The organism is Comamonas terrigena NBRC 13299 (assembly GCF_006740045.1).
In the GTDB taxonomy this organism is placed as follows: Bacteria; Pseudomonadota; Gammaproteobacteria; order Burkholderiales; family Burkholderiaceae_C; genus Comamonas; species Comamonas terrigena.
This window is the reverse complement of the sequence record NZ_AP019749.1, coordinates 3,259,454-3,285,608: the sequence shown is the minus strand read 5'-3', so window position 1 is coordinate 3,285,608 and position 26,155 is coordinate 3,259,454. Positions and strand designations below refer to the sequence as shown.

The following is a 26,155-nucleotide window of genomic DNA, read 5'->3' as shown; positions in this document are numbered from 1 at the left end:
CATGACCGCCTCGATTCAACTGCCGCGCCCCGTGCCCGGCCAGCGCCCGGCGCTGTGCGTGATGGTGCTGGGCACCAGCAGCGGCGCCGGCAAGAGCTGGGTGGCCACGGCGCTGTGCGCCTGGTACCGCGCGCAGGGCTACCGGGTGGCGCCCTTCAAGGCGCAGAACATGAGCAACAACGCGCGCGTGGTGGCCACGCCCGACGGCAAGTGGGGCGAAATCGGCACGGCGCAGTACCTGCAGGCCCTGGCCGCCGGCGTGGTGCCCGATGTGCGCATGAACCCGCTGCTGCTCAAGCCCGAGGCCGATACCCGCAGCCAGGTGGTGCTGCTGGGGCAGGTGGACGAGGCCCTTTCCCAGCTGCCCTGGCGCGGCCGCAGCCTGCGGGTCTGGCCGCAGATTGCGCAGGCGCTGGATGCGCTGCGCGCCGAAAACGATGTGGTGGTGATCGAAGGCGCGGGCTCGCCCGCCGAAATCAATCTGCACAGCAGCGATGTGGTGAACATGCGCGTGGCCCGGCACTGCGGCGCGCACTGCCTGCTGGTGTCGGACATCGACCGGGGTGGGGCGTTTGCCCACCTCTACGGCACCTGGGCGCTGTTGCCTGCAGACGAGCAGGCCCTCATTCAAGGCTTTGTGCTCAACAAATTCCGCGGCGATGCCGCCTTGCTGGCGCCGGCCCCGCAGATGCTGCAGGAGAGGACGGGCGTGCCCACCGTGGCCTGCATTCCCATGCAGTTCCAGCACGGCCTGCCGGAAGAAGACGGTGTGTTCGACGACCGCAGCAGCGCGGGTGCCGGCCAGGCCGTCCACACCACCATCGCCATCGTCGCCTATCCGCGCATCAGCAACCTGGATGAATTCCAGCCCTTGCTGCAGGTGCCCGGCGTGCGCGTGGTTTGGGCACGCACACCGGCGCAGCTGGCCGGGGCCGACTGGGTCATCCTGCCCGGCAGCAAGGCCACCGCAGCCGACCTGGCCTGGATGCGCAGCCAGGGGCTGGATGCCGCCGTGGTGGCCCATGCCGCTGCGGGCAAGCGGGTGCTGGGCATCTGTGGCGGTCTGCAGATGCTGGGCGAGGCCCTGATCGACCTGCACGGCGTGGACGGAAATGCGGCCGGCCTGGGCCTGTTGCCGGTGACCACGCTGTTCGCACAGGAGAAGACGGTGCAGCGCACCGAGGTGCGGCTGCCGGCACTGCCCGCACCCTGGCAGGCCCTGGAAGGCATGGCGGCATCGGTCTATGAAATCCACCATGGCCGGACCGCACCGCACACCGCCATGCAGGCGGCCGGACAGACGGTGGTCGAGGCCGTGCCCGGCCTGTTGTGGCACAGCCCGGACGGTGTCGTCCTGGGCTGCTACTGGCATGGCCTGTTCGAGAACCAGGCCGTGCTGCAGGCGCTGTGGGGCACGGCCGCACCGTCGCTGGAGACCGTGTTTGCGCGCATGGCCGAAGGGGTGGGGCGCTGGTTCCAGGCGGTGGAATGAACGGCGGCGGCCAGTCGCACTGTAGGCGGTGGCCTGCATGCGTTGACGGGCTGGGCCGATAAGCCGTCCGGGAAAACACCAGCAAGCTTTGACTCTTGTGTACCCACTCTGGAAAGGAGTTGCTGATGACACGCACCTGGATTCGTCCCGTCCAACTGGGCCTGAGCGCGCTGGCGCTGAGCATGGCTGGCTGGGCCGGCGCACAAACCGCCGCCCCGGCCGATGCCCCGCCACCGCCGCCGGCGATGATGAAAAAGGCCCCTGACAAACCGCCCATGGGCAAGCACCACCGTCCGCACCACCGCGGCGACAAGGCGCAGCACTCCGGGGACCGCGATCCGGCCACCCGCGAAGCGGGCGCGGCACGCGAAGAGGCCCGCCGCGGCAAGCTGGACACCAAGACACCGGAAGACCAGTTCCAGCGCAATGCCCTGGCGCGTTGCGAAGTGTTCAAGACCGATCTGGACCGCCAGGCCTGCGTGGGCCGTGTGCGCAGCGGTCAGGTCAGCGGCTCGGTGCAAGATGGTGGCACCATCACCGAGTACACCCAGCAGGTCCCTGTGCCGCAGTAGGCCACGGCAGCCCCATGGGGCAGACACGGGCGCTGGCGTGAGCCCGCAGCCCGGTCCGGCCCCTGCGCTTGCCGCCTGCTGCCTGCGCAGGCCCCCGATCTCTTCCGCCCGCGCGGAAGAGATTTTTTTATGGTCTTGTGCCATGGCAAAGCCGCCGGTGCGGGCGCAGGAGGATACTTGGACGCTTCTTTTGTGAGCGTGGCACGCAGCCCGTGCCCCGCGTAGGAACCGCTTCGCCATGTACGACTTTCTGCCCGCCATCCCCTCCATCCAGGACGACACCTTCACCCAGCATGTGCAGCAGTTGCTGGACCACAAGACCAAGCCCGTGGGCTCGCTGGGCGTTCTGGAGCGCCTGGCGCTGCGCGTGGCGACCATCCTGGGCCAGGACCAGCCGCTGCTGCAGGACCCGCAGATGGTGATCTTCGCGGCCGACCACGGTCTGGCCGCGCGGGGCGTTTCGGCCTATCCCACCGATGTCACCTGGCAGATGGTGGAGAACTTTCTGGCCGGGGGGGCGGCGGTGAGCGTGCTCTCGCGCACCAACGGCATCCATTTGAACATCGTGGACTGCGGCGTGGCGCGCGACATTGCCCGCCGCGAACAGGACCCGGAAGACAAGCTGCCCAAGCCCGGCGAGCCGCGCCTGTGGCGCCGCAAGGTGGCCTATGGCACGCAGGACAGCTCGGTCGGTCCCGCCATGACCGATGCCGAATGCCGCCTGGCCATCCAGAACGGCATGGCGCTGGTGAAGAAGCTCCCGGGCAATGCGCTGCTGCTGGGCGAAATGGGCATCGGCAACACCTCCTGCGCATCGCTGCTGCTGGCGCGGCTGGCCAACATCGATGTGGCCAGCGTCAGCGGCATGGGCACCGGCCTTGATGCCGAAGGCGTGCGCCGCAAGGTGGAAGTGCTGCGCGCCGTGCTGGATCTGCACGCCGGGGTGACCGAGCCGCTGGCGGTGCTGGCCGCCATGGGCGGGTTGGAAGTGGCCACCATGGTCGGGGCGGTGCTGCAGGCCGCGGCCGAAAGCCGCGTGATCCTGGTAGACGGTTTCATCACCTCGGCCGCCGTGCTGGTGGCCAGCCGGCTGTGCCCAGCGGTGCTGGAGCGCTGCGTGTATGCCCACCGCTCGGGCGAGCGCGGCCACACGCTGATGCTGCTGGAGCTGGGGGCCGAGCCGCTGCTGGACTGGCATATGCGCCTGGGTGAAGGCTCGGGTGCGGCCACGGCCTGGCCGCTGCTGGTGGCGGCCTGTGCGGTGCTGCGCGAGATGGCCAGTTTCAGCACGGCAGGGGTGTCCGTCAAAAGCGCCTGAAAAGCGCTTGACCGGCGCCCGCAGCGCAAGGTGCGCTGTGGCGCTGCGCGCTATCCCTCACCCTCCGCTCGGCCCTGGGCGGAGGAGGGGGCTGGTTCAGCGGACCTGGATGCCGGGCAGGAATTCAATGCCGGTGCGGCGCACCAGCTCCTGGTAGCTGATGGGGCGGGTCACCGTGGCGTGGTCCGCATTGGCCTGCCAGTGGGCCCAGGCGCGGTGGGTCTGGGCGTCATAGACCAGCTTGAACAGGTGGGACGGCACGCGCACATGGTTGGCGCCCACGGAATGTTCCTCGCCCTGGTAGACCGGGCCGGTGATGATGAACACATCGCCTTGCGCACGGCGGGCATAGCGGCGCGTGTCCTGCTCGATGCGTGCCCAGGGACCGCCGTTCTGCTCGATGGACTGGGGCACCATATTGGCCAGCGAAAAGCTCTGTGCCATGGCCTGGGGCGTGGGCATGTCGCCGGCCGGCGCCATGTGGCCGCGGGAGTAGCCGGAGCGCTTGTAGTCCTCCAGCTCGGCGCGTTCGGCGCGGGGCAGGCGGGCATCGGCATAGAAGCGGTTGCTGCGCTTTTCGTCAGCGTCTTCCACCAGCGCACGGTTCAGGCGCTGGGCCACGAACATCGGTGTCTTGGTGCTGCCGTTGTGCAGCACCGCAAACGCGTCATAGCACAGGGCACGCAGGCGCGGCAGGGGCTGCACGGCCGGCGGCGTGCCGTTGGCAAAGAAGCTGGGGCATTCGGCAAAGTCACCGCTGATGGCCGCTGCGGTGGCGGGCAGCAGCGGCGTCTTGGCCTGCAGCAGGGAAGAGGGGAGTGCCGCGGCCAGCAGGGCGGCGGCGGCGATGGCGCGCACCCGGCGCGCCCACAGCAAAGCGAATTTCACGGAATACCTGGGGCACCAGGCCCCTTGTCACAAGCGAAGAGAGTGCGCCGATTGGAACACCAATCGCTTTCTCCTTCCGGGGCACAGGAATTGCCGCCAGGGCCTGCCGGTCCGGTGCAGACAGCTATGCAAAGCTGAGCAGATCAGGCCCCGCTCGGGTGGGGGCGCTGTGGGGCAGTCCGGCACCGGCGGCCGTGCCGACCGCCATGGCCGGGGTCAGCGTTTCAGATCGTCCAGGGAGGCGCTCCAGCGCTCGCCCCAGCTGCTGCGCACCTGGTCGATGCTGCGGCGGTCGCGCTTGGTGGGCCGGCCGTCGTGCCGTCCGGCAATGGCGTCGGCCGGCTCCGGGGCCAGGCGGCGCTGTTCGGCCAGTTGCTGGCGCTGGACCAGGCTGTCGGCGGTTTCCTCGTACAGCTGCTGGGCGACGGGGGCCGGGCCACGCATGCCGCTCAGGCCCCGTACCACCACGGTGCGCGGCACCTGGCCCTGGCGCAGGGCAATGGTGTCACCCACCCTCACTTCGCGCGCCGGCTTGGCATGGGCGCCGTTCAGGCTGACCCGGCCCTTGCCGATTTCCTCCACGGCCAGGCTGCGGGTCTTGTAAAACCGTGCACACCACAGCCATTTGTCCAATCGCATCGAAAGCAGTTCGCTCATAGCCCTTATTTTGCCTGGGTGCAGGGCGCGTTGGTGCTGCAGTGCATCAGCGCATCAGCGCCCGGCCGGGTGGTACAGCGGCAGTTGCGCCATGGCATCCAGGCCGACCACGCTGCCGTGCGTGGCATGCAGGCGGTTGGTCAGCCGCAGCTCGCCGTGCAGTGCCTGGACGATTTCGCGGCAGATGGCCAGGCCCAGGCCGGAGCCGCTGTGCCGGTCGCCTGCGGCAAAGGGCTGGAACAGCCGGCGTTCCAGCTCGGGGCTGATGCCGGGTCCGCTGTCGGCAATGCACAGCAGCGCATCGCTGGCGCTATGGGTGAGCCGCACCTGCAGCGGCGTGCCCGGCGGCGCGTGGCGGATGGCGTTGTGCAACAGGTTGCGGGTGAGTTCGCGCAGCATCCACTCCGGGGCGGTCACCTGCACCGGCTGGTCGGCCTGCAGCTCGAAGTCCAGCCCCTTGTCCGCCACCAGCGGGGCCAGGTCCAGCGCGACATCGCGCACGATCTGCTCCCAGGGCTGGGGCGTGGGTGCTTCGGCCTGCTGGCGCAGCTGTTCCACCTTGGCCAGGGCCAGCATCTGGTTGGCCAGACGGGTGGCGCGGTCCACCGTGGCTTCGATTTCGGCCAGCGCCTGCTCCGGCGGCATGTCGCCGCGCCGGGCGGACTGCACCTGGGTCTTGAGCACGGCCAGCGGTGTGCGCAACTGGTGGGAGGCATCGCGCACAAAACGCTTCTGGTGGGCCAGCAGCGGGCGCAGCCGGTCCATGACCTGGTTGGTGGCGTTCAGCAGCGGCTGCAGCTCGCGCGGCACGGCGGACGGCTGCAAGGGGCTGAGGTCGCCCTGCGGGCGCTGCTCGATGGCATCGCTGATGCGGCGCACCGGCCGGGTGACGCGCTGCACCACCACCAGCACGGTCAGCACCACCAGCGCCACCAGCAGGGCCTGGCGCCACAGCGTGTCGCGCAGCAGGTGCAGCGCCAGTGTCTGGCGCAACTGCAGGGTCTCGGCCACCTGGATCACCGCCATGCTGCGTCCGGTGGCGCTGGCCACGGGCTGCAGCAGCACGGCCACGCGCACCGGCTCCCCGCGAAAGGAGGCATCGTAGAAATCCACCAGCGCGCTGTAGGGCGGGCGCGCCGGGATGCGGCCCCGCCACATGGGTAGATCCGGGAAGCCGGAGACCAGGGCTCCGTCCAGGCTGGAGACGCGGTAGTACATGCGGCTCTGGTTGTCGGCCTCGAAAATCTCCAGCGCCGAATAGGGCACGGTGGCGCGCAACTGTGCCTGCTGGTCGTAGCCATGCACGTCCAGCTGTTCGCTGATGCTCTTGGCCGAGGCCAGCAGCGTGCGGTCGTAGGCTGTATGCAGGGTCTGCAGCGATTCGCGGTACAGGCTGTAGGTGTTGAAACCGATGAAGGCCAGCACCGGCACCAGAATGCCCACCAGCAACTGGCGGCGCAGCGACCAGGTGGTGCGGGCGGTGGAGGACGATGTGCGCAGGGGCATGGGATCAGGCTGCAGGCGCAGCCGCCACTTTCAGCAGATAGCCCAGGCCGCGCAGCGTGACCAGGTCCACGCCGGTGCCAGCCAGCTTCTTGCGCAGGCGGTAGACCACCACCTCGATGGCCTCGTACTGCACCTCGGCAGCGCCGGGAAACACCAGGTCATACAGGCGCTCCTTGGCCACAGCCTGGCCGGGTCTGGCCAGAAGCGCGTGCATCAGCGCGCGTTCGCGCCGGGTGAACTCCAGCGGCTCGCCCAGGTGGTAGATGGCCCCGCTGTCGCGCTCATAGCGCATCAGGCCCAGCTGCACCACCTGGCCGTCGCCTCCATCGGCCGCCGCCGGGGCGCTGCGACGCAGTAGTGCGCGCAGCCGGGCTTCCAGTTCGTCCAGATCGAAGGGCTTGGCCAGGTAGTCGTCGGCGCCGGCGTTCAGTCCCAGCACCCGGTCGCCCACGGTGCCTCGGGCGGTGAGCACCAGCACGGGGGTGCGCAGTCCCTGGCGGCGCGCCTGGGCCAGCACATCCAGGCCGTCCATGCCGGGCAGGCTAAGGTCCAGCACCACGGCGTCGGGCGGCTGGGCCGTCCACTGCGCCAGGGCCTGCAGGCCGTCTCCCACCCAGTGCACCTGCATGCCGCGCCGCGCCAGGGCGCGCTGCAAGGTGGTGTGCATGGCGGGATCGTCTTCGACCAGGAGAATGTGCATGGCGCAGGAACATAGCACCGTGCAGAGGGCCTGACAGGGTGGTGGTGCTGGGGTTTTCACTGAGACGGGCGGACAGCGGTTTGACAGGCTGGCGGCGCATGATGCAATGCAGCGCCCCCTGCGTGCATGCGGTCAGCGGGGCGATTCACACCAACAAAGGAGACACAGACATGCGACGCGACACCTTCCTCAAGTCCATGATGGCACTGGCCGCCGCAGGCGCCCTGCCACTGTCGGCCCAGGCCGCCACCGCCATGAAGATGATGCTGCCGGCCAACCCCGGCGGCGGCTGGGACACCACCGGCCGTGCCGTGGGCAAGGCCCTGATCGATGCCGGCGTGGCCTCCACCGTCACCTACGACAACAAGGGCGGTGCGGCCGGCGCCATCGGTCTGGCCCAGTTCGTCAACGGCAGCAAGGGCGATGCCAACGCGCTGATGGTGATGGGCGCGGTGATGCTGGGCGGCATCATCACCGGCAAGCCGCCGGTGAACCTGTCCCAGGCCACGCCGCTGGCCCGCCTGACCAGCGAATACAACGTGTTTGTTCTGCCGGCCAATTCGCCGTTCAAGAGCATGGCCGAGGTGGTGGCGCAGCTCAAGAAGGACCCCGGCTCCATCAAGTGGGGCGGCGGTTCGCGCGGCTCCACCGAGCACATTGCCGCCGCCATGATCGCCCGTGCCGTGGGCGTGGACCCGGCCAAGATCAACTACGTGGCCTTCCGTGGGGGCGGCGAGGCGATTTCCGCCATCCTGGGCGGCAACGTGACCATCGGCGGCAGCGGCTACAGCGAGTTTGCCGAGTACATCACCACCGGCAAGATGAAGCCGGTGGGCGTCACCTCCGACGAACGCCTCAAGGGCATCGACGTGCCCACGCTCAAGGAGCAGGGCATTGACGTGTCCATCGGCAACTGGCGCGGCATCTACGGCGCGCCCGGCATCAGCAAGGCGCAGCGCGACGAGCTGATCGCCAAGCTGGACAAGGCCCTGAAGAGCAAGAGCTGGGCCGAGTCCATGGAAAAGAACGGCTGGACCCCGGCCTGGCTGGCGGGCGACGCTTTTGCCGCCTTTGTGGACAAGGAATTCGCCAGCCTGCGCGACACCATGACCCGCTCCGGCATGGTCTGACCGGTGAAACCGTCCGGCAGGCCCTGCCGGACCCTTGGCCGGGCGCGGTGACACGCAGTGTGTCCCGCGCAGGCCTGCCTGGCGCGCCCGCCCGTTGCGGGCCGCCATGGCGCACTCCTGTGGAAGGAGGGAATCTCTCATGAACCAAACCAATCCTGCGGACGGCACCATGCCGTCCGCCGAGCCGCCGAACGAAGGCGGCGCCATCCCTTCTGCGGCCTGGCAGGCGCGGGTCGGCGGCGCTGTGGTGCTGCTGGCCATTGGCATGGGCTGGGGCGCTAGCCATGTACCCGGTGATGCCGGCTATGGCGGTGTCGGTCCGGGCTTCATCCCCTGGGTCTGCGCCGTGGTGCTGGCCATCTGCGGCCTGTGGCTGATCTGGGAAGCCAGGACCGGCGGCTACCGCCATGCAGCCGATCCGGGCGGACAGGCCAAGGCCGACCTCGGCGCCTTTGTCTGGGTCTCGGCCGGCATGCTGCTGAATGCCGGCCTGATTGAGCACCTGGGTTTCATCCTCAGCTGCACGTTGTGCTACCTGCTGGCTGTGCAGGGCCTGCGCCGCGCGGCCAAACAGACCCACACCTTGTCGGGCCGGGGTCTGTTCAAAGACCTGCTGGTGGGCCTGGCGATTGCCGCGCCGGTGTTCTGGGCCTTTACGCAATTCCTGGCCATCAACCTGCCAGGACTGACGGAAACAGGGTGGCTGTGATGGAACTTTTCAATGCACTGATGGCGGGCTTTGCCACGGCCGTCACTCCCATCAATCTGCTGTGGGCCCTGCTGGGCTGCGCCCTGGGCACGGCCGTGGGCGTGCTGCCCGGTATCGGCCCGGCGGTGGCGGTGGCCATGCTGCTGCCCATCACCGGCAAGGTGGAGATCACGGCCTCGATGATCTTCTTCTCCGGCATCTACTACGGCGCCATGTACGGCGGCTCCACCACCTCCATTCTGCTGAACACGCCGGGCGAGACCGCCAGCATGGTCACGGCCATGGAAGGCAACAAGATGGCCAAGAGTGGCCGCGCCGGCGCGGCGCTGGCCACGGCGGCCATCGGTTCCTTTGTGGCCGGCACGATCGCCACCGTGGTGGTGACCCTGTTCGCCCCGGCCGTGGCCGATTTTGCCGTCAAGCTGGGCCCGCCCGAGTACTTCATGCTGATGGTGCTGGCCTTCACCACCGTGAGCGCGGTGCTGGGCCAGAGCAGTCTGCGCGGCATGACCGCCCTGTTCCTGGGGCTGGCGCTGGGCTGCGTGGGCATGGACCAGATTTCGGGCGCCGCACGCTACACGGCCGGCCGCATGGAGCTGCTGGACGGCATCGACATCGTGCTGGTGGCCGTGGGCCTGTTTGCCGTGGCCGAAGTGCTGTACGCCGCCCTGTATGAAGGCAAGGTGGAGGACTCGCAGAACAAGCTGACGCGGGTGCACATGTCGGCACGCGACTGGAAGCGTTCCTGGCCCGCCTGGATCCGCGGCACCATCATCGGCACGCCCTTTGGCTGTGTGCCGGCCGGTGGCACCGAGATCCCCACGTTCCTGAGCTATGCGATGGAAAAGAAGCTGGCCAAGGGCGAGAACAAGGACGAGTTCGGCAAGCAGGGCGCCATCGAAGGCGTGGCCGGCCCCGAAGCCGCCAACAACGCCACGGTGACCGCCGCGCTGATCCCGCTGCTCACCTTGGGCATTCCCACCAGCAACACCACGGCAGTGCTGCTGGGCGCGTTCCAGAACTACGGCATCAACCCCGGCCCGCAGCTGTTCACCAGCTCGGCAGCGCTGGTGTGGGCACTGATTGCCTCGCTGTACATCGGCAACATCATGCTGCTGGTGCTGAACCTGCCCATGGTGGGGATATGGGTCAAGCTGCTGCGCGTGCCGCGTCCGCAGCTGTACGCCGGCATTCTGATCTTCGCCACCGTGGGTGCCTACGGCATGCGCCAGAGCACGTTCGACCTGTTCCTGCTGTACGGCATCGGCATGCTGGGTGTGCTGATGCGCCGCTTCGACTTCCCCACTGCCCCGGTGGTGGTGGGCATGATCCTGGGCCCGCTGGCCGAAGCGCAGATGCGCAACGCCGTGGCCATTGGCGAAGGCAGTTTCAGCATCTTCCTGCAGCGCCCCATGTCGCTGACGCTGATCGTCATCGTGCTGGCGGTGCTGATCCTGCCGCGTGCGCTCAAGCACTGGGCCGAACGGCGCATGGCCCACCATGCTGCCACCCCCACGGTCTAGCGGGGCACGGCAGTCCACCAAAAGGGAGCGCATGGCGCTCCCTTTTTTCATGTCTGGATAGGCTGGAGCGTGGGCCACCGCGCCAGGCACCCTGGCTGAGAACCTGGTCCTGATCGTGCTGTGCTGTGCTGTGCTGTGCTGTGCCGTGGTGCAGCGCACGCGATGGCAAAGACCCGATCATGGGTGCCAGTGCCAGTGCCAGTGCCAGTGCCAGTGCCAGTGCCAGTGCCAGTGCCAGTGCCAGTACCAGTGCCAGTACCAGTGCCAGTACCAGTGCCAGTGCAGGGAGTGTGGGTTGTCGGGCTGCAGTCGGGCACCCCTCGCCACCACGGCATCATCGGTTGCACACGGCCCAACAAAAAGGGAGCGCATGGCGCTCCCTTTTTTTGGTGCCTGCGCTGGCAGTTGCCAGCGCGGCGTTCAGGCTTCGGCCGTTACCGCTTCCTGGCGCGGCAAGGCGCGTGGGGTGGCGGGTGCCAGGGCGGCCGGAGCCAGTGCTGGGGCCTGCAGGGCAGAGCCCGGCAGCTCCACGGCCTGCGCAGAACTCTGGCTCTGGTCCAGCGTGAACGTGGCCACCACATCGGTCAGCTGGTGGGCCTGCTGGTTCAGGCTGGAGGCGGCGGCGGCGCTTTCCTCCACCAGCGCGGCATTCTGCTGCGTCACCTGGTCCAGCTGGTTCACGGCATCGCTGACCTGGCTGATGCCACGCGCCTGCTCCTGGCTGGCGCTGTTGATCTCGTTGATCAGTGCCGAGACCTGCTGCACCTGCTCCACGATGTCCTGGATGGTGCCGCCGGCGCTGTCCACCAGACGGGCGCCACTGCCGACCTGGTCCACGCTTTGCTGGATCAGGGCCTTGATCTCCTTGGCGGCTTCGGCACTGCGGCCAGCCAGAGAACGTACTTCGCCTGCCACCACGGCAAAGCCACGGCCTTGCTCACCGGCGCGGGCCGCTTCCACGGCCGCGTTCAGCGCCAGGATGTTGGTCTGGAAGGCGATGCCGTCGATCACGCCGATGATGTCGGCAATCTTGCTGGAGCTGGCCGAGATGCTCTGCATGGTGCGGGTCACCTGCTGCATGGCATCGCCGCCCTGGCGCGCCGTGTCGGCGGCGCGCACCGCCAGATGGGAAGCCTGGGCGGCGGCATCGGTGTTGTGGCGCACGGTGGCAGTGAGCTGCTCCATGGACGCTGCCGTCTGCTGCAGGTTGCTGGCCTGGGTCTCGGTGCGTTGCGACAGATCGTTGTTGCCCATGGTGATCTGCGAGGCGCCGGTGGCAATCGATTCGCTGCCCGCACGGATGCGGCCCACCACCTGGGAGAGGTTGCTGTTCATGGTGCGCAGCGCAGACAGCAGGCGGCCCACTTCGTCATTGCCCTGGTGGCTGATGTGGGCCGTCAGGTCACCCCGGGCCACGGTTTCCGCCACCTGCACCGCCTCGTTCAGCGGCTCGATGATGGCGCGGATCAGGCGGCGACCCGTCCACAGGGCCAGTGCAATCGCGGCCAGCAGCACGGCGGCGCTGACAGCCAGCAGACGCTGGTAGTCGGCGTTGGCGTGTTCGTAGGCGGCCTGGGCTTCGGTGGTCTGGATGTCGATCAGCTCGTCAAACGCCTTGGCCAGCGGGGTGACGGTGGGGAACAGCCGGTATTCGATGAAGGCGCTCATGCGCTCCATGTCATAGTTGGTCAGGATGGAGTCCAGCTCCTTGAGGCGCGGCTGGGCCGCTTCCTTCAGGCCCTCGATGCGCTGGATCAGCTCTTTCTCGCTGTCCAGCAAGTCCGTGGCCAGGTAGGCGGCCCACATGCCGTCCATGCGCTGGCGCTGCTCGGCCAGCATCTGCTGGCCATGCTCGGGCAGGATCTGCTGCACATAGACCTTGGTGGCCACTTCGATCAGTTTGACCGAGTAGCTGTCCGCCGCCACCTTGAGCTGCTGCATGGGCAGGACGCGGTCGTTGTAGATGGTGGACAGGCGCTGGTTGGCCACCTGCAACTGCCACATCAACGCCAGGGCGGAGGTCGCAACCAGAACCAGAAGCGAGATCACCAGACGCCACAGGCGGGCGCGGATGCTGACTTGTTTCATACGGAATTCCTGAGGGGGGAGAGGGGGAACGGCTGGCCGGTGCGTGGCGGCGGGTGCTGGCTGGCAAGTCTGTCCAGTCCGTTCGTCAATAGAGCCGGCAAATTCTGTCAGTCAATTCACGAAATGAAACATTTGATCTGTCCCCTGAAAAACACTCCGTGATAGAGAATTCATATGAGGCGGCTTTAAATTCCTTATGAGGCTGTCGATTGATGCTCCTGTTTTTGTAGTTTGCGGGTGCTATGTATTTGTCAGGATGCTGTCAGTATTTTGGCGATGCTGGCGCGAATCGGCGCTATTGGGTGCTGATCGGTGCGAATCCTTGCGCCTCGCTGCGCTTTCGTCCGTCTCTGCGCGCAGAGGACAAGGGTTCGCTCCGGCATAAAAAAACCGCCCGCCTCGCAGCCGAGGGGGCGGTGTGTGCCGGCACGCCCCAGCGGGGCGCGTCTGTCAGTCCGGCATGGAGCAGTGGCCGCCTTGCACGGCCTGGCCGGAACCGGCCGCGATCAGTGGCGCTTCGAAGCGCAGGTCCACGGGCTTGGAATGCTGGTAGTCCCAGGCGATGAAGCCCAGCAGGACCACCCAGAAAGCGGTGCGCAGAATGGTTTTTTGCGTCATGGAGTGGTCCCTTGCTTAGAAGCCGAAGCGGCGGCGGATGCGCAGCCCGAAGATGGTGCCGGCAAACGCCAGCGGCACCCAGATCCAGCCGTGGATGGAGCCGGTGGAAATTCCGGAGAACATGGCGCCCACATTGCAGCCAAAGGCCAGGCGCGAGCTGTAACCCAGCACCAGGCCGGCGGTCAGGGCCACGGCCCACTGCGTGCCGGTCAGCGGCTTGGCAGATGCCGGCTTGCCCGCGCTGACCCACAGTGCGCCGGCCAGAATGCCGATGTTGGTGATGCTGGTCACATCCAGCAGTACCGTCTCCTGCAGGCGCGCGGCATTGCCGGGCTGGCTCCAGAACCAGTTGTGCGCCAGGTCCACCGCGCCGGTGGCGTTGGCCACCTTGGCGGCCCACAGGCCGAAGCCGTAGACCACGCCCCAGGGCTGGCCGGCAATTAGCAGGTTGGCTGTGGCCAGCAGGGCCAGCAGCACGGCGCCCATCACCCACTTGCGCACAAACAGCGGCTTGGGCGCAATGCCCGCCTGCAGGTTGCTGCGCTTGCAGTACAGGCTCACACCGGCTGCTACCAGTGCCAGACCGGCCAGCGTGGCGGCCAGGGCCGCATCCCAGCCCCAGACCGTGACCAGGCCCACGGGCGCGGCGCGGCCCAGGTCCAGCCACCAGCCCAGGTGCAGGCTGCCCAGAAAGCTGCCAATGGCAAACAGCGGCAGGATGGCCGTGTTCATGGGAATGCCCATGCCGGCCTTGTACAGCGTGCCGCTGCCGCAGCCGTCGGCAATCTGCATGCACAGGCCGAACACAAAAGCGCCCACCAGCAGGCTGATGCTGGGCGGGCCCAGGGCGGCGGTCAGTTCCGGAAAATGGCCCAGCAGTGGCATGGCCATGGCGGCCGCCAGCGCCAGCAGCAGCAACTGGCCGAAGACCCCGGAAGGGTCCTTGTCTTCGATCAGCATGCGCCAGCCGGTGGTGAAGCCGAAGCGCTTGCCGGCCAGCACGGCGCCCAGGCCGATGCCCACGGCAAACAGTGCGGCCTGGCGCAGGGACACGGTCCACAGCAGCCAGCCAAGAAAGAGGGCCATCAGAACGGCCAGGGGGAGTCGTTTCATAGAGTGTGGTTCTGGGAATCGGCAGTGCAGGGGCTGAAGCCGTGCACGGCTTCAGCGGGAAGTACGGGCTCAGTTCAGCTTTTTCTGCCACCACTGCTGGGTGGCGCGCAGCAGCTGCTCGCCACGGCCGGGCATGTTCTGCATCGGGGGCATGTCGGGCGACTGCGTCCAGTCCACCATCGATCCGGCGTACAGCTTCACATTCGGCAGGCCGGCCACTTCGCTCAGGCCGAACCAGTCGGTGGCCGCCCAGTGGCCGGTGTTGCAGAACGCCACGGCGTCCTGGCCCTCAGGGTGTTGGATGTGGGCAGCCACTTTCTTGGCCTTGGCGGTCTCCACGAAGGTGGAGGAGCCGGGCACGAACCACTGGTTGAAGTCCAGCTGCACGGCACCGGGCAGGGTGCCGGCCAGCTTGGCGGCGGGCGCCTGGGTCTTGCCCTGGTAGAAGGCATCGGGGCGCGAATCCACCAGCACGGCGTTGCTCAGCTTCACATGCTGCTGCACATCGTCGCGCGTGGCCAGCCAGCGCGCATCGAAAGTGGGTGCATACGTGCTGGGGGCGACCTGCACGGCCGTGGTCGATGTGGGCAGCTTGGCCGCATCCCAGGCCTGCATGCCGCCGTTGACGATGGACAGCTCGGTCAGCCCCAGCGACTTGAGCGTCCAGTAGACCCGGGCCATGGCGCCGAAGTCGGTGGCGTCCTTGCCGGTGGAAACCACCACAGCGTGGGTTTGGGGCGTCAGGCCCAGCGACTGCACCAGTGCCACCAGCTTGGCCTGGTCGGGCAGCTCGCCCGGGTTGCTGGCCGGGCCGCGCCATTTTCCGTAGGGAGCGTTCACTGCGCCCGGAATATGCGCGGCGTCAAAGCCCTTGGGTTCGCGGATGTCGATCACGCGCACTTGCGGGTCTTTCAGCAGGGGCTGCAGCGCAGCCGGTGTCAGCAGGGGCTGGGCGGCTAGGCTCCAGCCGGTGCTGCCCAGGGACAGGGCCAGGGCGATCAGTTTGTGGTTCATGGCATCCGCCGCAGCGCGCGCAGGCAGCTGCGGATGGGAGTGGAAAGAGGCAGATATTGTCCGATCCCTGGGCCCAGGCTTCAACGCACCCTGCGTTTGATGCAGATGCAGCCAGGGCCATTGCGCAGGATCAGGCGGGCGGCGGGAGTGGGCACTTGCGGTGCAGGTCCCCCCGGCCGTGCGGCGCAACGGTGCTGCAACCTTCCCCTGTGGCATGGCCGGGCAGGGGGAGGGACGCGCAGCGCCTCAGCAGGTCATTGCAGGGCCTGGCCCTTGAGCTCGGGGATCAGCCACACCGTGGCCACCATGTCGATCACATACAGCGCCGCCAGCAGCGCAATCGCCACCTGGAAGCCGTAGCCCATGGCCAGCGCACCCACCACCACGGGGCCGAAACCGCCCACGGCACGGCCGATGTTGAACAGCACATTCTGCGCGGTGGCACGGGCTTCCGTGGGATAGGCCTCGCTCATCACGGCGCCGTAGCCGCCCATCATGCCGTTGACGAACAGGCCCAGCACGGCGCCGGCCCACAGCATGGCCGTGGGATCGGACAGCTGGGCGTACAGCACCACCATGACGACGGAGCCCAGCTGGAAGAGCAGAAAGCTGGGCTTGCGGCCGATGCGGTCGGCCAGCTGGCCGAAGACCCAGATGCCGACCATCATCCCGACGATGGTGACGGCCGTCCACATGGCGGACTTGGTCAGGCTGAAACCCAGCTGCTTGGACAGAAAGCTGGGCATCCAGATCATGATGCCGTAGTAGCCAAAGTTCTGGACCGAAGTGAGCACAATCACACCCAGGCTGGTCTTGGTGGTGGCCCTGTCCTTGACCAGCAGCTTGAAGGCGGCAAACCGCTGGCCCTTGGCGGGAGCGGGCTTGCGCACAAAGGCCTCGGGCTCGTGCAGCTTGTTGCGGATCACCCAGGCCACGATGGCCGGAATCACCCCCACCAGGAACATGCCGCGCCAGCCGATCACCGGCAGCAGCAGCGGGGTCAGCAAGGCCGCCGCCAGCACGCCCACCTGCCAGCCCAGGGCCACGTACGACGAGACGCGCGCACGGTGGCGGGCCGGCCAGGCTTCGGCGGCCAGCGCCATGCCGATGCCGAATTCGCCGCCCAGGCCGATGCCGGCGATGGTGCGGTAGATCAGCAGATCCCAGTAGCCCTGGGCCAGGGCGCACAAGCCGGTGAACACTGCGAACAGCATGATGGTCCAGGTCAGCACGCGGATGCGGCCGTAGCGGTCGGACAGTGCGCCAAAGAAGATGCCGCCGGCCACGGCGCCGATCAGCGTCCAGGTGACCAGCGAGCCGGCCTGGCCGGGCGTCAGCTGCAGATCGGCCGAGATGGCGCTGAGCATGAAGCCCAGGATCAGCAGATCGAAACCGTCCATGGCATAGCCAACGGCGGAGCCGGCCAGGGCCTTCCAGCTGTAGCCGTTGATTTCGGTGGGCTGGCCGGTGCCAGCAGGGGAGACTGCGTTCATGGGGTGTCGTTGTCCTTGTGTTGTGGCATGAATGCGTTTCCACCGCCCGCCGCAGCCGCCCGCGCACGGCAAAGCCGGGGCAGGCGCCAATGGACAGGTGGGGAAAGGGCGAGGGGCAGGGGGCGGCGCATGCGCCGCCCTCACAAAAAGCAGCTTCCCCGGACAAGGCCGGGCAGGGTCACAGGGGCGGGGTGGTGGTGGATGACAGGCCACGCAGCGGTGGCGGTCAGCGCGCTGCGGCGCAGGATGTGCACGGACAGGGACCGCCCTGGCCCTGTGCCGGCAGTCCATGGCCGCCTCCCGCGCACACGGGGCACGGGCAAGGCAAGGACTGCGGGCGCGATTCTGGCAGGCCGGGCGTAGCCCTGCAGGCGGCGCAGGCGGCACCGCTACGCCGCAGGAGGACATGCCGCAGCGGGGCTGCGCGCGGCGCCATTCCGTGGCAGTGCACATGCGCACGGCCGTGCCGCGGTGGTGGGCGGCCCTGTGGGCGGCAATGAAAACAGCCCTTGTCCGGTGGGCAAGGGCTGTGGCTTTGGGAGCGGCAGGGCGCGCTAGGCTAGGGTGGTACGGGGCGGGTGCCCCGCGATCGCATCAGGCCTCGGTGGAGGGCTGGGCAGACGACGGTGCCGCGGGGACGGTGGGCGCAGTGGGCGCCGCCTGCGCGGTCTCGGCGGCAGCGCTGTGCTCGGCCGCAGGCGCCGGTGCCGGTTCGGGCGCAGCCGCAGGCTCCTGCACGGGGGCCGTATAGGGCTGGACCGGCCAGCCGGCGGTGTGGCGCAGCGTGAGCGTGCGCAGCGCGTCGATCCAGTGCGGCGTGTCGTTCAGGCAGGGAATGAAGTGGAACTGCTTGCCACCGGCCTGCAGGTAGGCGTGGCGTGCTTCCTGGCCGATTTCTTCCAGCGTCTCGAGGCAGTCGCTGGTGAAACCGGGGCAGATCACGTCCACGCCCTGGATGCCGGCCTGGGCCAGCGCCACCAGCGATGGCTCGGTATAGGGCTCCAGCCACTTGGCCTTGCCAAAGCGGGACTGGAAGGTCACGGTGAAACGTTCCTGCGGCAGCCCCAGGCACTCGGCCAGCAGGCGGGCGGTTTCCAGGCATTCGGACTGGTAGGGGTCACCCAGGTCGCGGGTGCGTTCGGGCACGCCGTGAAAGCTCATCACCAGGTGGCGGCCCATGCCATGGGCCTGCCAGTGCTGCACCACCCGCTGGGCCAGGGCCTGGATATAGCCCGGGTCGTTGTGGTAGCGGTGCACAAAGCGCAGCTCGGGAATGTGGCGCTGCGTCTTGGCCCAGTCGTACACGGCGTCGCAGACGCTGGCCGTCGTGGTGCCGGAGTACTGCGGGTACAGCGGCAGAATCAGAATGCGCGTGGCGCCCTGGGCCTTGAGGGCATCGAGCTGCTTGGCAATCGACGGCTTGCCATAGCGCATGGCAAAGCCCACCAGCACGTCGTAGCCCGCACCCTGCATCCACTCCTGCAGGATCTCGGCCTGGCGGCGCGTCCAGTGCAGCAGGGGAGAGCCCAGCTCCGCATCCCAGACGGTGGCGTACTTGGCGGCCGATTCCTTGGGGCGCTTGCGCAGGATGACCCCGTGCAGGATCAGCTTCCAGACCGGCTTGGGAATTTCCACCACGCGGTCATCGGACAGAAATTCAGCCAGATAGCGTTGCACCGCCGAGGGGGTCGGGGCGTCGGGGGTGCCGAGGTTGCACAGCAGCACGGCCAGGCGTTCGGGCTGTCCTGCGGGCAAGGTGGGTTCAGGTGCAAAGCGTGAGGGCATGCCCCGATTGTGGCAAATCCTGAGGGCCTGTCGGACAAGCTTGTCCCTGCAGCCGGGCAGGAGGCCGGGTCTTGTGACATATGCTGACACATCAGCACGCCTGGAAGCCTCCTGAAGGCCTCCTTGAAGCCTCTTTTGCGGTCTGCGGGGGTGGCCGTTGGTACCCGCGCACCGGCTCCGAGGCTGCAGTATGCTCAGCGGCTATGCTGGACTCTCGACACATTCGCGCCGTCACCCTGGATCTGGACGACACCCTGTGGCCCGTGTGGCCGGCCATTGCCCGCGCCGAAGCCGTGCTGCTGGAATGGTTGGCCACGCATGCGCCGCGCACGGCCGCCATGCTGGGCACCACCGAGGCAGTGCGTGCCATCCGCCTGCAGGTGGAGCGCGAACGCCCCGATCTGCGCCACGACCTCAGCGGTCTGCGCCGCGAATCCATCCGCCAGGCGCTGGGCCATGCCGGCGAAGACACTGCGCTGGCGGAGCCCGCCTTCGATCTGTTCTTTGCCCATCGCCAGAAGGTGGATCTGTACGACGACGCGCTGCCGGCGCTGGAATTCCTGTCCGCACGCTGGCCGGTGATCGCCCTGTCCAACGGCAACGCCAATGTGCACACCATCGGCCTGGGCCGGTATTTCCAGGCCAGCCTGAATGTGGGCAGCACCGGCTTTGCCAAGCCGGACGTGCGCATGTTCCATGCGGCGGCGCAGGCGGCGGGCGTGGCGCCCGAGCAGGTGCTGCACGTCGGCGACGACGCCCACCTGGACGCCATGGGTGCCCTGGGTGCGGGTATGCACGCGGTCTGGCTCAATCGCAAGGGCGTAGACTGGCCTGCACAGGGGCCGGCCCCCCACGCCACGGTGGACAGCCTGCACAGCTTGTGCCGCTTGCTGGAACAGGGCAGCTAACACCCGTTCCCCGCCGTGCGTGGGTCCGGGCGGCCTCTGTGGTGTGCCACTCCACAGGAACAATGCCTATGCCCGGTATCCTGACACCCACTGCCACCGTGGACCTGCCCACGGTGCGCTCCATCAGCATGCTCACCCCGCTGGAATGGCTGGCGCTGGGCTGGAAAGACATCTGTCGCGCGCCCTGGCTCAGCCTGGCACATGGCGTTTTCTTGACTTTGGTCGGGTTGGCCATTTTGGCGCTGGGGCACAATCGCTTCTGGTTGATGGCCGGGGCGCTGTCCGGTTTCCTGATCGTGGGGCCGGTGGTCGCCACCAGCCTGTATGCCATCAGCCGTGCGCTGGAGCGCGGGGAAGCCGTGTCCTGGCAGACGGCGCGCAGCACCTGGTCGCGCTGGCAAAGCGGGCGGGGCAGCCAGGCCGGAGGCTACTGGTGCCTGGTCCGCTTCGGCCTGCTGCTGGCGCTGGCGGCTACGGGCTGGGTGGTGGTGTCGGCTTCGCTGATCACGGTGCTCTCGCCGGTGCGCATTGCCACGCCGATGGACTTTCTGCAGCAGGTAGTGCTGGCGCCCGACGGCCGCTTGTTCACCCTGTGGCTGGGCCTGGGCAGCGTGCTGGCAGCGCCGATCTTTGCGTCCAGCGTGGTGGCCATGCCGCTGCTGCTGGACCGGCGCATCGGCGTGTTCCAGGCGGTGCTGACCAGCTGGCTGGTGGTGGTGGAAAACCCGGTCGCCATGGCGTGGTGGGCGGGTCTGATTTTGTTGTTTACCCTGTTGGGGCTGGGATCGCTGCTGATCGGACTGGTGCTGGTCATGCCGATGCTGGGACATGCCAGCTGGCATGCCTACCGCGCTCTGGTGGACGCCTCCGCGTTTGAAGCACGCGGGCCGTCAGCCGCCGAGGAGGAGGGCCGCAGCAGGGGTTTGTAGAAGAAGAACGTTGTGATCTTTGGCTATACGGAAGAGCAGCTGGCGCATTTTTTCCTCACCTACGGGGTGGGCGCCTTCATCGCCTTCATGGTGTTCATCATCTGGAAACTGGCGCGCGACTCCAAGGCGGGCAAGTTCGGCACGTTCGTGATCTTTCTGGGCCTGGGCGTGGGCTTTGTCGGCTACCTGGCCAAGATCGTCATCCAGTGGTGGATGGAACGCTGACGCTGAAACGGCCGCCTCCGCCGCTGGCCGTGCTCCCCGGCAATGCCCAGCCCGGCGCCGAGCGCCTCTGATTCCCCGGTTTCCTTGCATGGCGCCCTCCCCACCTGCTACCGGCAAGGAGAGAGAGCGCCAGCGTCATCTCAGTCCGGCTTGACCTGGGCGCGCAGCAGCACCTGTTTCCAGCGGGCCTGCTCGGTGGCGATGAAGCGGGCAAACTCGGCGGGGGAGCTGCCAATCGGATCGGCGGCATCGCCCTGCAGGCGCTTGAGCGCATCGGGTGCCTGCACGGCCTTTTTGCATTCGGCGGCCAGGCGCTCCACATGGCCGGCCTGCAGGTTGGCCGGTGCCAGCATGCCGTACCACTGCGTCATCTCGAAACCGGGAAAGCCTTGCTCGGCCACGGTGGGTACATCGGGCAGCTGGGCCAGGCGCTTGGTCGAACCGGTGGCAATGCAACGCACCTTGCCGCTCTTGATGAAGGGCAGCAGGGCCGACGCGCCCACCGACGCCGCATCCAGTCGGCCGGACAGCAGGTCGGTCATCATCGGGCCGGTGCCTTTGTAGGGTACATGCAGCATGAACAGATTGGCGGTCATCTTCAGGTACTCGAACGCCAGATGGCCGGCGCTGCCGTTGCCGGCCGAGCCATAGCTGAACTTGCCCGGGTTGGCGCGCACATAGGCCACGAACTCCTTCAGGTTTTTGGCCGGCACATCCGGATGCACCACGTACAGGCTGGGCACCTTGGCCAGCAGGCTGACGGGCTGGAAGTCCTTGTTCGGGTCGTAGGGCAGCTTGGGAAAGATGTAGGGGTTCACGGCCAGCGTGCCAATGTGACCCAGGACCACGGTGTGCTGGTCATCGGCGCGGGCTACTTCCTGCATGGCAATGTTGCCGGCGGCGCCGGGCTTGTTTTCCACATACACGCTCTGGCCCAGGCTCTTGCTCAGCTCGGCGGCGGTGGAGCGGGCCACGATTTCCGAGCTGCCGCCCGGCGCGAACGGCACCACGAAACGGATGGACTTGGTCGGCCAGTTGGCCTGGGCATGCAGGCCGGGCAAGGTGGTGGCCAGACCCAGGGCGCTGCCGCTTTGCAGCAACTGGCGGCGGGTGAGGGACGGGGTGGTGGGCAAGGTGGGCAGCAAGGCCATGGGGGCAGTCTCCAGCAAAGCGCCGCATCCGGGCGCGCACCGCCGATCTTGGCGCGGAAAGCTGTCAATCCGCTGTGCCGGCAGATCGGGAGATACCCGGTGCTGCAGTGCAACGCAGGCTGAACTCCCGCGCCCGCTCGCAAGCTCAGAAAGCCTGGGCCACTTCCAGTCCGCTGCGCACAGCACCTTCCAGCGTCGCAGGGTAGGGGCCTTCCACATAATCGCCGCAGGCCCACAGGAGCGGCGCTACATGGGCCGCAGGGCGCTGCACATCGGGTGTGCAGGCAAACGTGGCGCGCTTTTCCACCACGGTGCGCAGTGCTTCCAGGCCCGGCAGACCCAGTTGTTGGCGCGCCTGCGCCAGGGTCTGGGCCTGCAGCGTGACGCGGTCCACCGGCAGCGCGTCGCTGGCGCTGATGACCAGGGCCATCAGTCCCGCCGGCCCGCCCAGTTGCCCCCGGTCGAAGGCGAACTGGGCCGGGGCCCCGGGCCCGCTGCGCAGCGCCACCATGGGCGCCGGCAGGCCGCTGCCGGCGGGGCATTGGGCATAGACCGTGGCAATGGCAGTGTGCGGCAGGGCGTCGGCCAGGCCGGCCCAGTGCTCGCAGACGCTGCGGGTGTCGTGCAAGGCGGATGCAGCGGTCAGCGCCAGGCGGGCGGCTTCGGCGCTGGTGGTGGCCAGCAGCACGCCGTCAAACGCCTCGCCGTCCACCTGCCAGCCGCTTTGGGCATCGCGCCCCCGGGGCTGCAGGCTGTGCACGCGCTGGCCCAGGTGCAAGGTGGCGCCCTGCGCTATCAGCCACCGGGCGGCGGTGGTGGGGAACAGCGTGCCCAGGTCGGTGCGCGCCAGCAGCAGGTTCGAGCCGCCCCGGCCGGCAAACAGGCTGTCGTGCAGCACGCGCAGAAACACCACACCGCTGGCCTGCGCAGCCGGCAGGTTCAGCGCCGAAATGCACAGCGGATCGATGAAGTCCTGCAGCAGCCGCTGGGGCAGGCCCTGGCACAGGTCGGCCACGGTGGCATGGGCGTTGCAGCGGAAATGGCTGCGCTTCCAGTGCGCAGCGCGTGCCAGCAGGGCGTATTTGTCGCGCCATGACCAGCCCCGGGCGCGGGCAATGCCCAGGGCCGTGTCCCAGGGCGGGGGCAGATCGGGCAGTTGCAGGCCGTGGCCATGGGCATCGCGCAGGTCCAGCGGCAGGCGCAGCAGGGACTGCTCCACATCGACCCCCACGGTGCGCATCAGCGCCAGGCTGTCGGTGTAGGCCCCAATCAGGATGTGCTGGCCGTTGTCCACAGTCAGCGGCTGGCCTTGCAGGTCCTGCACCACCAGGGCGCGGGCCCGGCCGCCCCAGTGGCGGGCGGTCTCCCACAGGCTCACCTGATGGCCGCGCTGTACCAGCGATACGGCGGCGGCCATGCCGGCCCAGCCACCGCCGACCACGGCGATACGCCGGGGCGCCGTGTGCAGGGAATGGGGGGCGGGCGCAGCGGCCACGGGTGCGGCCACCGGCTTACATGCGGCCCAGGGCCTGCATCTTCCAGGCCAGCCACAGCTTGCGCAGCGGTGTCAGTGCAATGCGCTGGTGCAGCACCTGGAAGTTGTCCGCCTCGATCTCGCGCAGCAGCGTGCGGTAGATGCTGGCCATCATCAGGCCGGGCTTCTGCGCACGGCGGTCGGCATCGGGCAGCAGCGCAAAGGCTTCGTCGTACAGCTGGTGGGCGCGGGCCGCCTGAAAGCGCATCAGTGCGGTGAAGCGGTCGGAATACTCGCGCTTGGTGATCTCGTGCGCCTTCACATCGAACTGCTGCAGCTCGCTGATGGGCAGGTAGATGCGGCCGCGCAGCGCGTCCTCGCCCACGTCACGGATGATGTTGGTCAGCTGGAAGGCCAGGCCCAGCTTGTGCGCGTACTGGGTGGTGGCGTCGCTGGTCTGGCCGAAGATGCGTGCCGCCACCTCGCCCACGACGCCGGCCACCAGGTGGCAGTAGCGCTGCAGGCCGGGGTAGTCCAGGTAGCGGGTCTGCTCCAGGTCCATCTCGCAGCCTTCGATCACGGCCAGCAGGTGGCGTGGCTCGATGCCGAACTCCTGGACATGCGGCATCAGCGCCTGCATGGTGGGGTGGCTGGGCTGGCCGGCAAAGGCCTGGGCCACTTCCTTGCGCCACCAGGCGAGCTTGGTCGCAGCGACACCGGCATCGTGCACCTCGTCCACCACATCGTCCACCTCGCGGCAAAAGCCATAGAACGCCGTGATGGCGGCGCGGCGCGGCGCCGGCAGAAACATGAAGGCGTAGTAGAAGCTGCTTCCCGAGGAAGCGGCTTTTTGCTGGACGTACTGTTCCGGTGTCATAGGGGCGGCATTGTCCCATGCCCGGATGGCATTGCCGTTGGGCGGCCAAAGCTTTCGTCGCTTGATGTGCATCAAGCGGGCTGCAGATGCTGTGTGCAGGCCCTAGGGAAAGCGCGGAAGACCTCCTAGGATGCCCTGATAGCAACAAGTTGATACAGGGAACGATCCGCATGTGGAGCTTCAATGCATTGAAGTTGACCCAACGCTACACCTTGGTGTTTGTGGCTTATTGGGTTTCATTGATTGCCGTGATTGGCATGAGTTGGTTTGGATTGCTGTCCGCCCGCGACAGCCTGCGCAATCTGCACGACCAGTCGCTGCAGCGCATCTTGCTGGCCGATGCCATGACCGAAAGCGCGCTGCAAAGCCGTGCGCAGCTGCTGCTGGCCTACCAGCATGCCCCCGACAGCCCGCTGGCCGCCCTGCACGACCACCCGGTGAGTGCCCACCTGGACACGGTGCGCGAAAGCCTGGAGCGCGGCGCCACGGTGCAAAAGGAGTTGCGTGCGCTGACCGATGACCCCCAGGACCTGGCCATGCTGGACGAGGTGGTGAAGGTTGACCAGGCCTGGTCCGCCCAACTGACCGACTACGTGCGCAGCATGGGCGCCGGGGATTTCTCGCCCGACCTGATGGCCCGCTTCCTGGCCACCGGCCGCGAGCAGGGCGAGATGCTGGTGGGCCTGGTGGGGGCCTTCAAGGGCCTGCAGGTGAGCAAGGCCGATATCGCCTACCAGGAAGCCGAGCAGCACTACCACGTAGGCATTCTGGTGTTCATCGCCGCCATCGTGCTGGGGGGCGTGCCGGCCACGCTGCTGTCGATATCGCTGCTGCGCCGCATGCGCCAGGGCTTCCAGCAGGCCCAGGCTTCGGCACAGTCCATTGCCAAGGGGGATCTGTCGCAGCAGGTGCGTGCCAGCGGCAAGGATGAAATCTCCGACCTGCTGGGCCACATGGAAGACATGCGCGCCCACCTGCACCAGATCATTGCCCAGGTGCGTAGCGGGGCCGACGCCATTGCCGGCGCATCCACCCAGGTGGCGGCCGGCACCCAGGACCTGTCCAGCCGCACCGAGCAGCAGGCCGCCTCGCTGGAGCAGACGGCGGCGGCCACCGAGCAGCTGTCCAGTACCGTGCAGCACAACGCCGACAGCGCCGTGCGTGCCAGCGAACTGGCCTCCACCGCCACCGACGTGGCCCAGCGCGGCGGCGCCATGGTGGGCCAGGTGGTGCAGACCATGGAGGACATCAACACCTCCTCGCGCAAGATCGAGGACATCATTGCCGTGATCGACGGCATCGCCTTCCAGACCAACATCCTGGCGCTGAATGCCGCGGTGGAAGCCGCCCGTGCGGGCGAGCAGGGCCGGGGCTTTGCGGTGGTGGCCGGCGAAGTGCGGTCGCTGGCCGGGCGCAGCGCCGAAGCGGCCAAGGAAGTGAAGACGCTGATCACCGCCTCGGTGGACCGGGTGCGTGTGGGCAGCGAGCAGGTGCACCGCACCGGCGCCACCATGCAGGACATCGTCAGCGGCATCCAGCGCGTGGCCGACATCGTGGGCGAGATCGCCGAAGCCAGCCGCGAACAATCGCGCGGGCTGGAACAGATCAACCTGGCCGTGGCCAATCTGGACGATGTGACGCAGCAGAACGCGGCGCTGGTTGAAGAGACATCGGCTGCGTCTTCTTCGCTGCAGGAGCAGGCGCGCCAGCTGGCCGGCATGGCCGCCAAGTTCGTGCTGCAAGGCGGCGCGGTGGGCTATGCTCGCCCGGCAGTAGATGCCGGCCCGCGCGGCCCGGCCAGTCTGGGCGGTGGTGGTGGCGGTCAGTCGGTGGCAGCCCCGCGCAGCCAGCCCCAGCCCCAGCCGCGGGCGGCGGCGCCGTCTTCCGCCAAGGCGCCGGCGGCCCTGGTGTAAGGGCTGCGGCAAGCTCCCTCCAGCCCCGCCCTGTGCGGGGCTTTTTTGCGGCTTTCGGCGCTCAGGCAGCGC

General features: G+C 68.0%; 23 protein-coding genes. 10 read left to right on the top strand and 13 right to left on the bottom strand.

The annotated features are described in order from the left end of the window. The first annotated feature begins 1 nt into the window (after window position 1). From CT3_RS15050 to cobT, 3 genes are all read left to right on the top strand, one after another. Window positions 2-1,492, top strand: coding sequence for a cobyric acid synthase (locus CT3_RS15050; protein ID WP_066533852.1), 1,491 nt, complete (start codon window positions 2-4; stop codon window positions 1,490-1,492). Between the two features lie 125 nt (window positions 1,493-1,617). Next, window positions 1,618-2,064, top strand: coding sequence for a hypothetical protein (locus tag CT3_RS15045; protein ID WP_083520300.1), 447 nt, complete (start codon window positions 1,618-1,620; stop codon window positions 2,062-2,064). 238 nt (window positions 2,065-2,302) lie between these two features. Further along, window positions 2,303-3,382: a nicotinate-nucleotide--dimethylbenzimidazole phosphoribosyltransferase gene (gene cobT, locus CT3_RS15040; protein WP_066533848.1), complete on the top strand. Its 1,080-nt coding sequence runs from the start codon at window positions 2,303-2,305 to the stop codon at window positions 3,380-3,382. A 96-nt stretch (window positions 3,383-3,478) separates the two neighbouring features. On the opposite strand, the gene CT3_RS15035 is transcribed toward cobT, so the two are convergent. From CT3_RS15035 to CT3_RS15020, 4 genes are all read right to left on the bottom strand, one after another. Continuing rightward, entirely contained in the window at window positions 3,479-4,270 is a 792-nt protein-coding gene (locus CT3_RS15035) for a DNA/RNA non-specific endonuclease (RefSeq protein WP_227657909.1), read from the bottom strand. A 216-nt stretch (window positions 4,271-4,486) separates the two neighbouring features. After that, window positions 4,487-4,927: an RNA-binding S4 domain-containing protein gene (locus tag CT3_RS15030; protein ID WP_066533847.1), complete on the bottom strand. Its 441-nt coding sequence runs from the start codon at window positions 4,925-4,927 to the stop codon at window positions 4,487-4,489. Between the two features lie 54 nt (window positions 4,928-4,981). After that, window positions 4,982-6,433, bottom strand: a complete 1,452-nt coding sequence (locus tag CT3_RS15025; protein ID WP_066533845.1) for a sensor histidine kinase — start codon at window positions 6,431-6,433, stop codon at window positions 4,982-4,984. Between the two features lie 4 nt (window positions 6,434-6,437). After that, window positions 6,438-7,133, bottom strand: coding sequence for a response regulator transcription factor (locus CT3_RS15020; RefSeq protein ID WP_066533844.1), 696 nt, complete (start codon window positions 7,131-7,133; stop codon window positions 6,438-6,440). 170 nt (window positions 7,134-7,303) lie between these two features. On the opposite strand from CT3_RS15020, the gene CT3_RS15015 reads away from it, so the two are divergent. The 3 genes from CT3_RS15015 (at window position 7,304) to CT3_RS15005 (ending at window position 10,495) form a co-directional block, all read left to right on the top strand. Further along, window positions 7,304-8,263 carry a Bug family tripartite tricarboxylate transporter substrate binding protein gene (locus CT3_RS15015; RefSeq protein WP_066534037.1) on the top strand — a complete coding sequence of 320 codons (960 nt, stop codon included), beginning with the start codon at window positions 7,304-7,306 and terminating at the stop codon, window positions 8,261-8,263. A 139-nt stretch (window positions 8,264-8,402) separates the two neighbouring features. Beyond that, on the top strand, window positions 8,403-8,972 hold the full coding sequence (locus tag CT3_RS15010) for a tripartite tricarboxylate transporter TctB family protein (protein ID WP_066533843.1): 570 nt from the start codon (window positions 8,403-8,405) through the stop codon (window positions 8,970-8,972). Then, window positions 8,972-10,495: a tripartite tricarboxylate transporter permease gene (locus CT3_RS15005; RefSeq protein WP_066533841.1), complete on the top strand. Its 1,524-nt coding sequence runs from the start codon at window positions 8,972-8,974 to the stop codon at window positions 10,493-10,495. Before CT3_RS15010 ends, CT3_RS15005 begins: the two co-directional genes overlap by 1 nt. Before the next feature lie 420 nt (window positions 10,496-10,915). Here the strand turns inward: CT3_RS15005 and CT3_RS14995 are convergent, their stop codons facing one another. From CT3_RS14995 to hemH, 6 genes are all read right to left on the bottom strand, one after another. Then, entirely contained in the window at window positions 10,916-12,583 is a 1,668-nt protein-coding gene (locus CT3_RS14995; protein ID WP_083520283.1) for a methyl-accepting chemotaxis protein, read from the bottom strand. A gap of 450 nt (window positions 12,584-13,033) precedes the next feature. Further along, the gene (locus CT3_RS21435; protein ID WP_172591780.1) at window positions 13,034-13,201 is read right to left on the bottom strand and encodes a hypothetical protein; all 168 of its coding nucleotides are present in this window, start codon (window positions 13,199-13,201) and stop codon (window positions 13,034-13,036) included. Between the two features lie 15 nt (window positions 13,202-13,216). Next, window positions 13,217-14,314 (bottom strand): YeeE/YedE thiosulfate transporter family protein, encoded by a 1,098-nt coding sequence (locus CT3_RS14990; protein WP_066533839.1) that lies wholly within the window; start codon window positions 14,312-14,314, stop codon window positions 13,217-13,219. Between the two features lie 69 nt (window positions 14,315-14,383). After that, entirely contained in the window at window positions 14,384-15,328 is a 945-nt protein-coding gene (locus CT3_RS14985) for a sulfurtransferase (protein ID WP_066533837.1), read from the bottom strand. A 254-nt stretch (window positions 15,329-15,582) separates the two neighbouring features. Further along, complete coding sequence (locus tag CT3_RS14980; RefSeq protein WP_066533835.1) at window positions 15,583-16,821, bottom strand: MFS transporter; 1,239 nt, start codon at window positions 16,819-16,821, stop codon at window positions 15,583-15,585. A gap of 594 nt (window positions 16,822-17,415) precedes the next feature. Next, window positions 17,416-18,606, bottom strand: a complete 1,191-nt coding sequence (hemH, locus tag CT3_RS14975) for a ferrochelatase (protein WP_083520282.1) — start codon at window positions 18,604-18,606, stop codon at window positions 17,416-17,418. A gap of 203 nt (window positions 18,607-18,809) precedes the next feature. On the opposite strand from hemH, the gene CT3_RS14970 reads away from it, so the two are divergent. The 3 genes from CT3_RS14970 (at window position 18,810) to CT3_RS14960 (ending at window position 20,668) form a co-directional block, all read left to right on the top strand. Then, the gene (locus tag CT3_RS14970; protein WP_066533831.1) at window positions 18,810-19,514 is read left to right on the top strand and encodes an HAD family hydrolase; all 705 of its coding nucleotides are present in this window, start codon (window positions 18,810-18,812) and stop codon (window positions 19,512-19,514) included. Between the two features lie 68 nt (window positions 19,515-19,582). Next, the gene (locus CT3_RS14965) at window positions 19,583-20,443 is read left to right on the top strand and encodes a DUF2189 domain-containing protein (RefSeq protein ID WP_066533830.1); all 861 of its coding nucleotides are present in this window, start codon (window positions 19,583-19,585) and stop codon (window positions 20,441-20,443) included. Between the two features lie 12 nt (window positions 20,444-20,455). Continuing rightward, complete coding sequence (locus CT3_RS14960) at window positions 20,456-20,668, top strand: DUF2788 domain-containing protein (protein WP_066533829.1); 213 nt, start codon at window positions 20,456-20,458, stop codon at window positions 20,666-20,668. 140 nt (window positions 20,669-20,808) lie between these two features. Here CT3_RS14960 and CT3_RS14955 read toward each other — a convergent pair whose 3' ends face one another. The 3 genes from CT3_RS14955 to hpnD all read right to left on the bottom strand — a co-directional run bounded on the left by CT3_RS14955 (window position 20,809) and on the right by hpnD (window position 24,170). Continuing rightward, window positions 20,809-21,819, bottom strand: coding sequence for a Bug family tripartite tricarboxylate transporter substrate binding protein (locus CT3_RS14955; RefSeq protein WP_066533827.1), 1,011 nt, complete (start codon window positions 21,817-21,819; stop codon window positions 20,809-20,811). 145 nt (window positions 21,820-21,964) lie between these two features. Beyond that, window positions 21,965-23,314, bottom strand: a complete 1,350-nt coding sequence (gene hpnE / locus CT3_RS14950; RefSeq protein ID WP_066534036.1) for a hydroxysqualene dehydroxylase HpnE — start codon at window positions 23,312-23,314, stop codon at window positions 21,965-21,967. 16 nt (window positions 23,315-23,330) lie between these two features. Next, entirely contained in the window at window positions 23,331-24,170 is an 840-nt protein-coding gene (gene hpnD, locus CT3_RS14945; protein ID WP_066533826.1) for a presqualene diphosphate synthase HpnD, read from the bottom strand. A 188-nt stretch (window positions 24,171-24,358) separates the two neighbouring features. Between hpnD and CT3_RS14940 the strand changes: the two genes are divergently transcribed. Continuing rightward, window positions 24,359-26,083, top strand: a complete 1,725-nt coding sequence (locus CT3_RS14940; RefSeq protein WP_280024681.1) for a methyl-accepting chemotaxis protein — start codon at window positions 24,359-24,361, stop codon at window positions 26,081-26,083. Window positions 26,084-26,155: the final 72 nt, after the last annotated feature.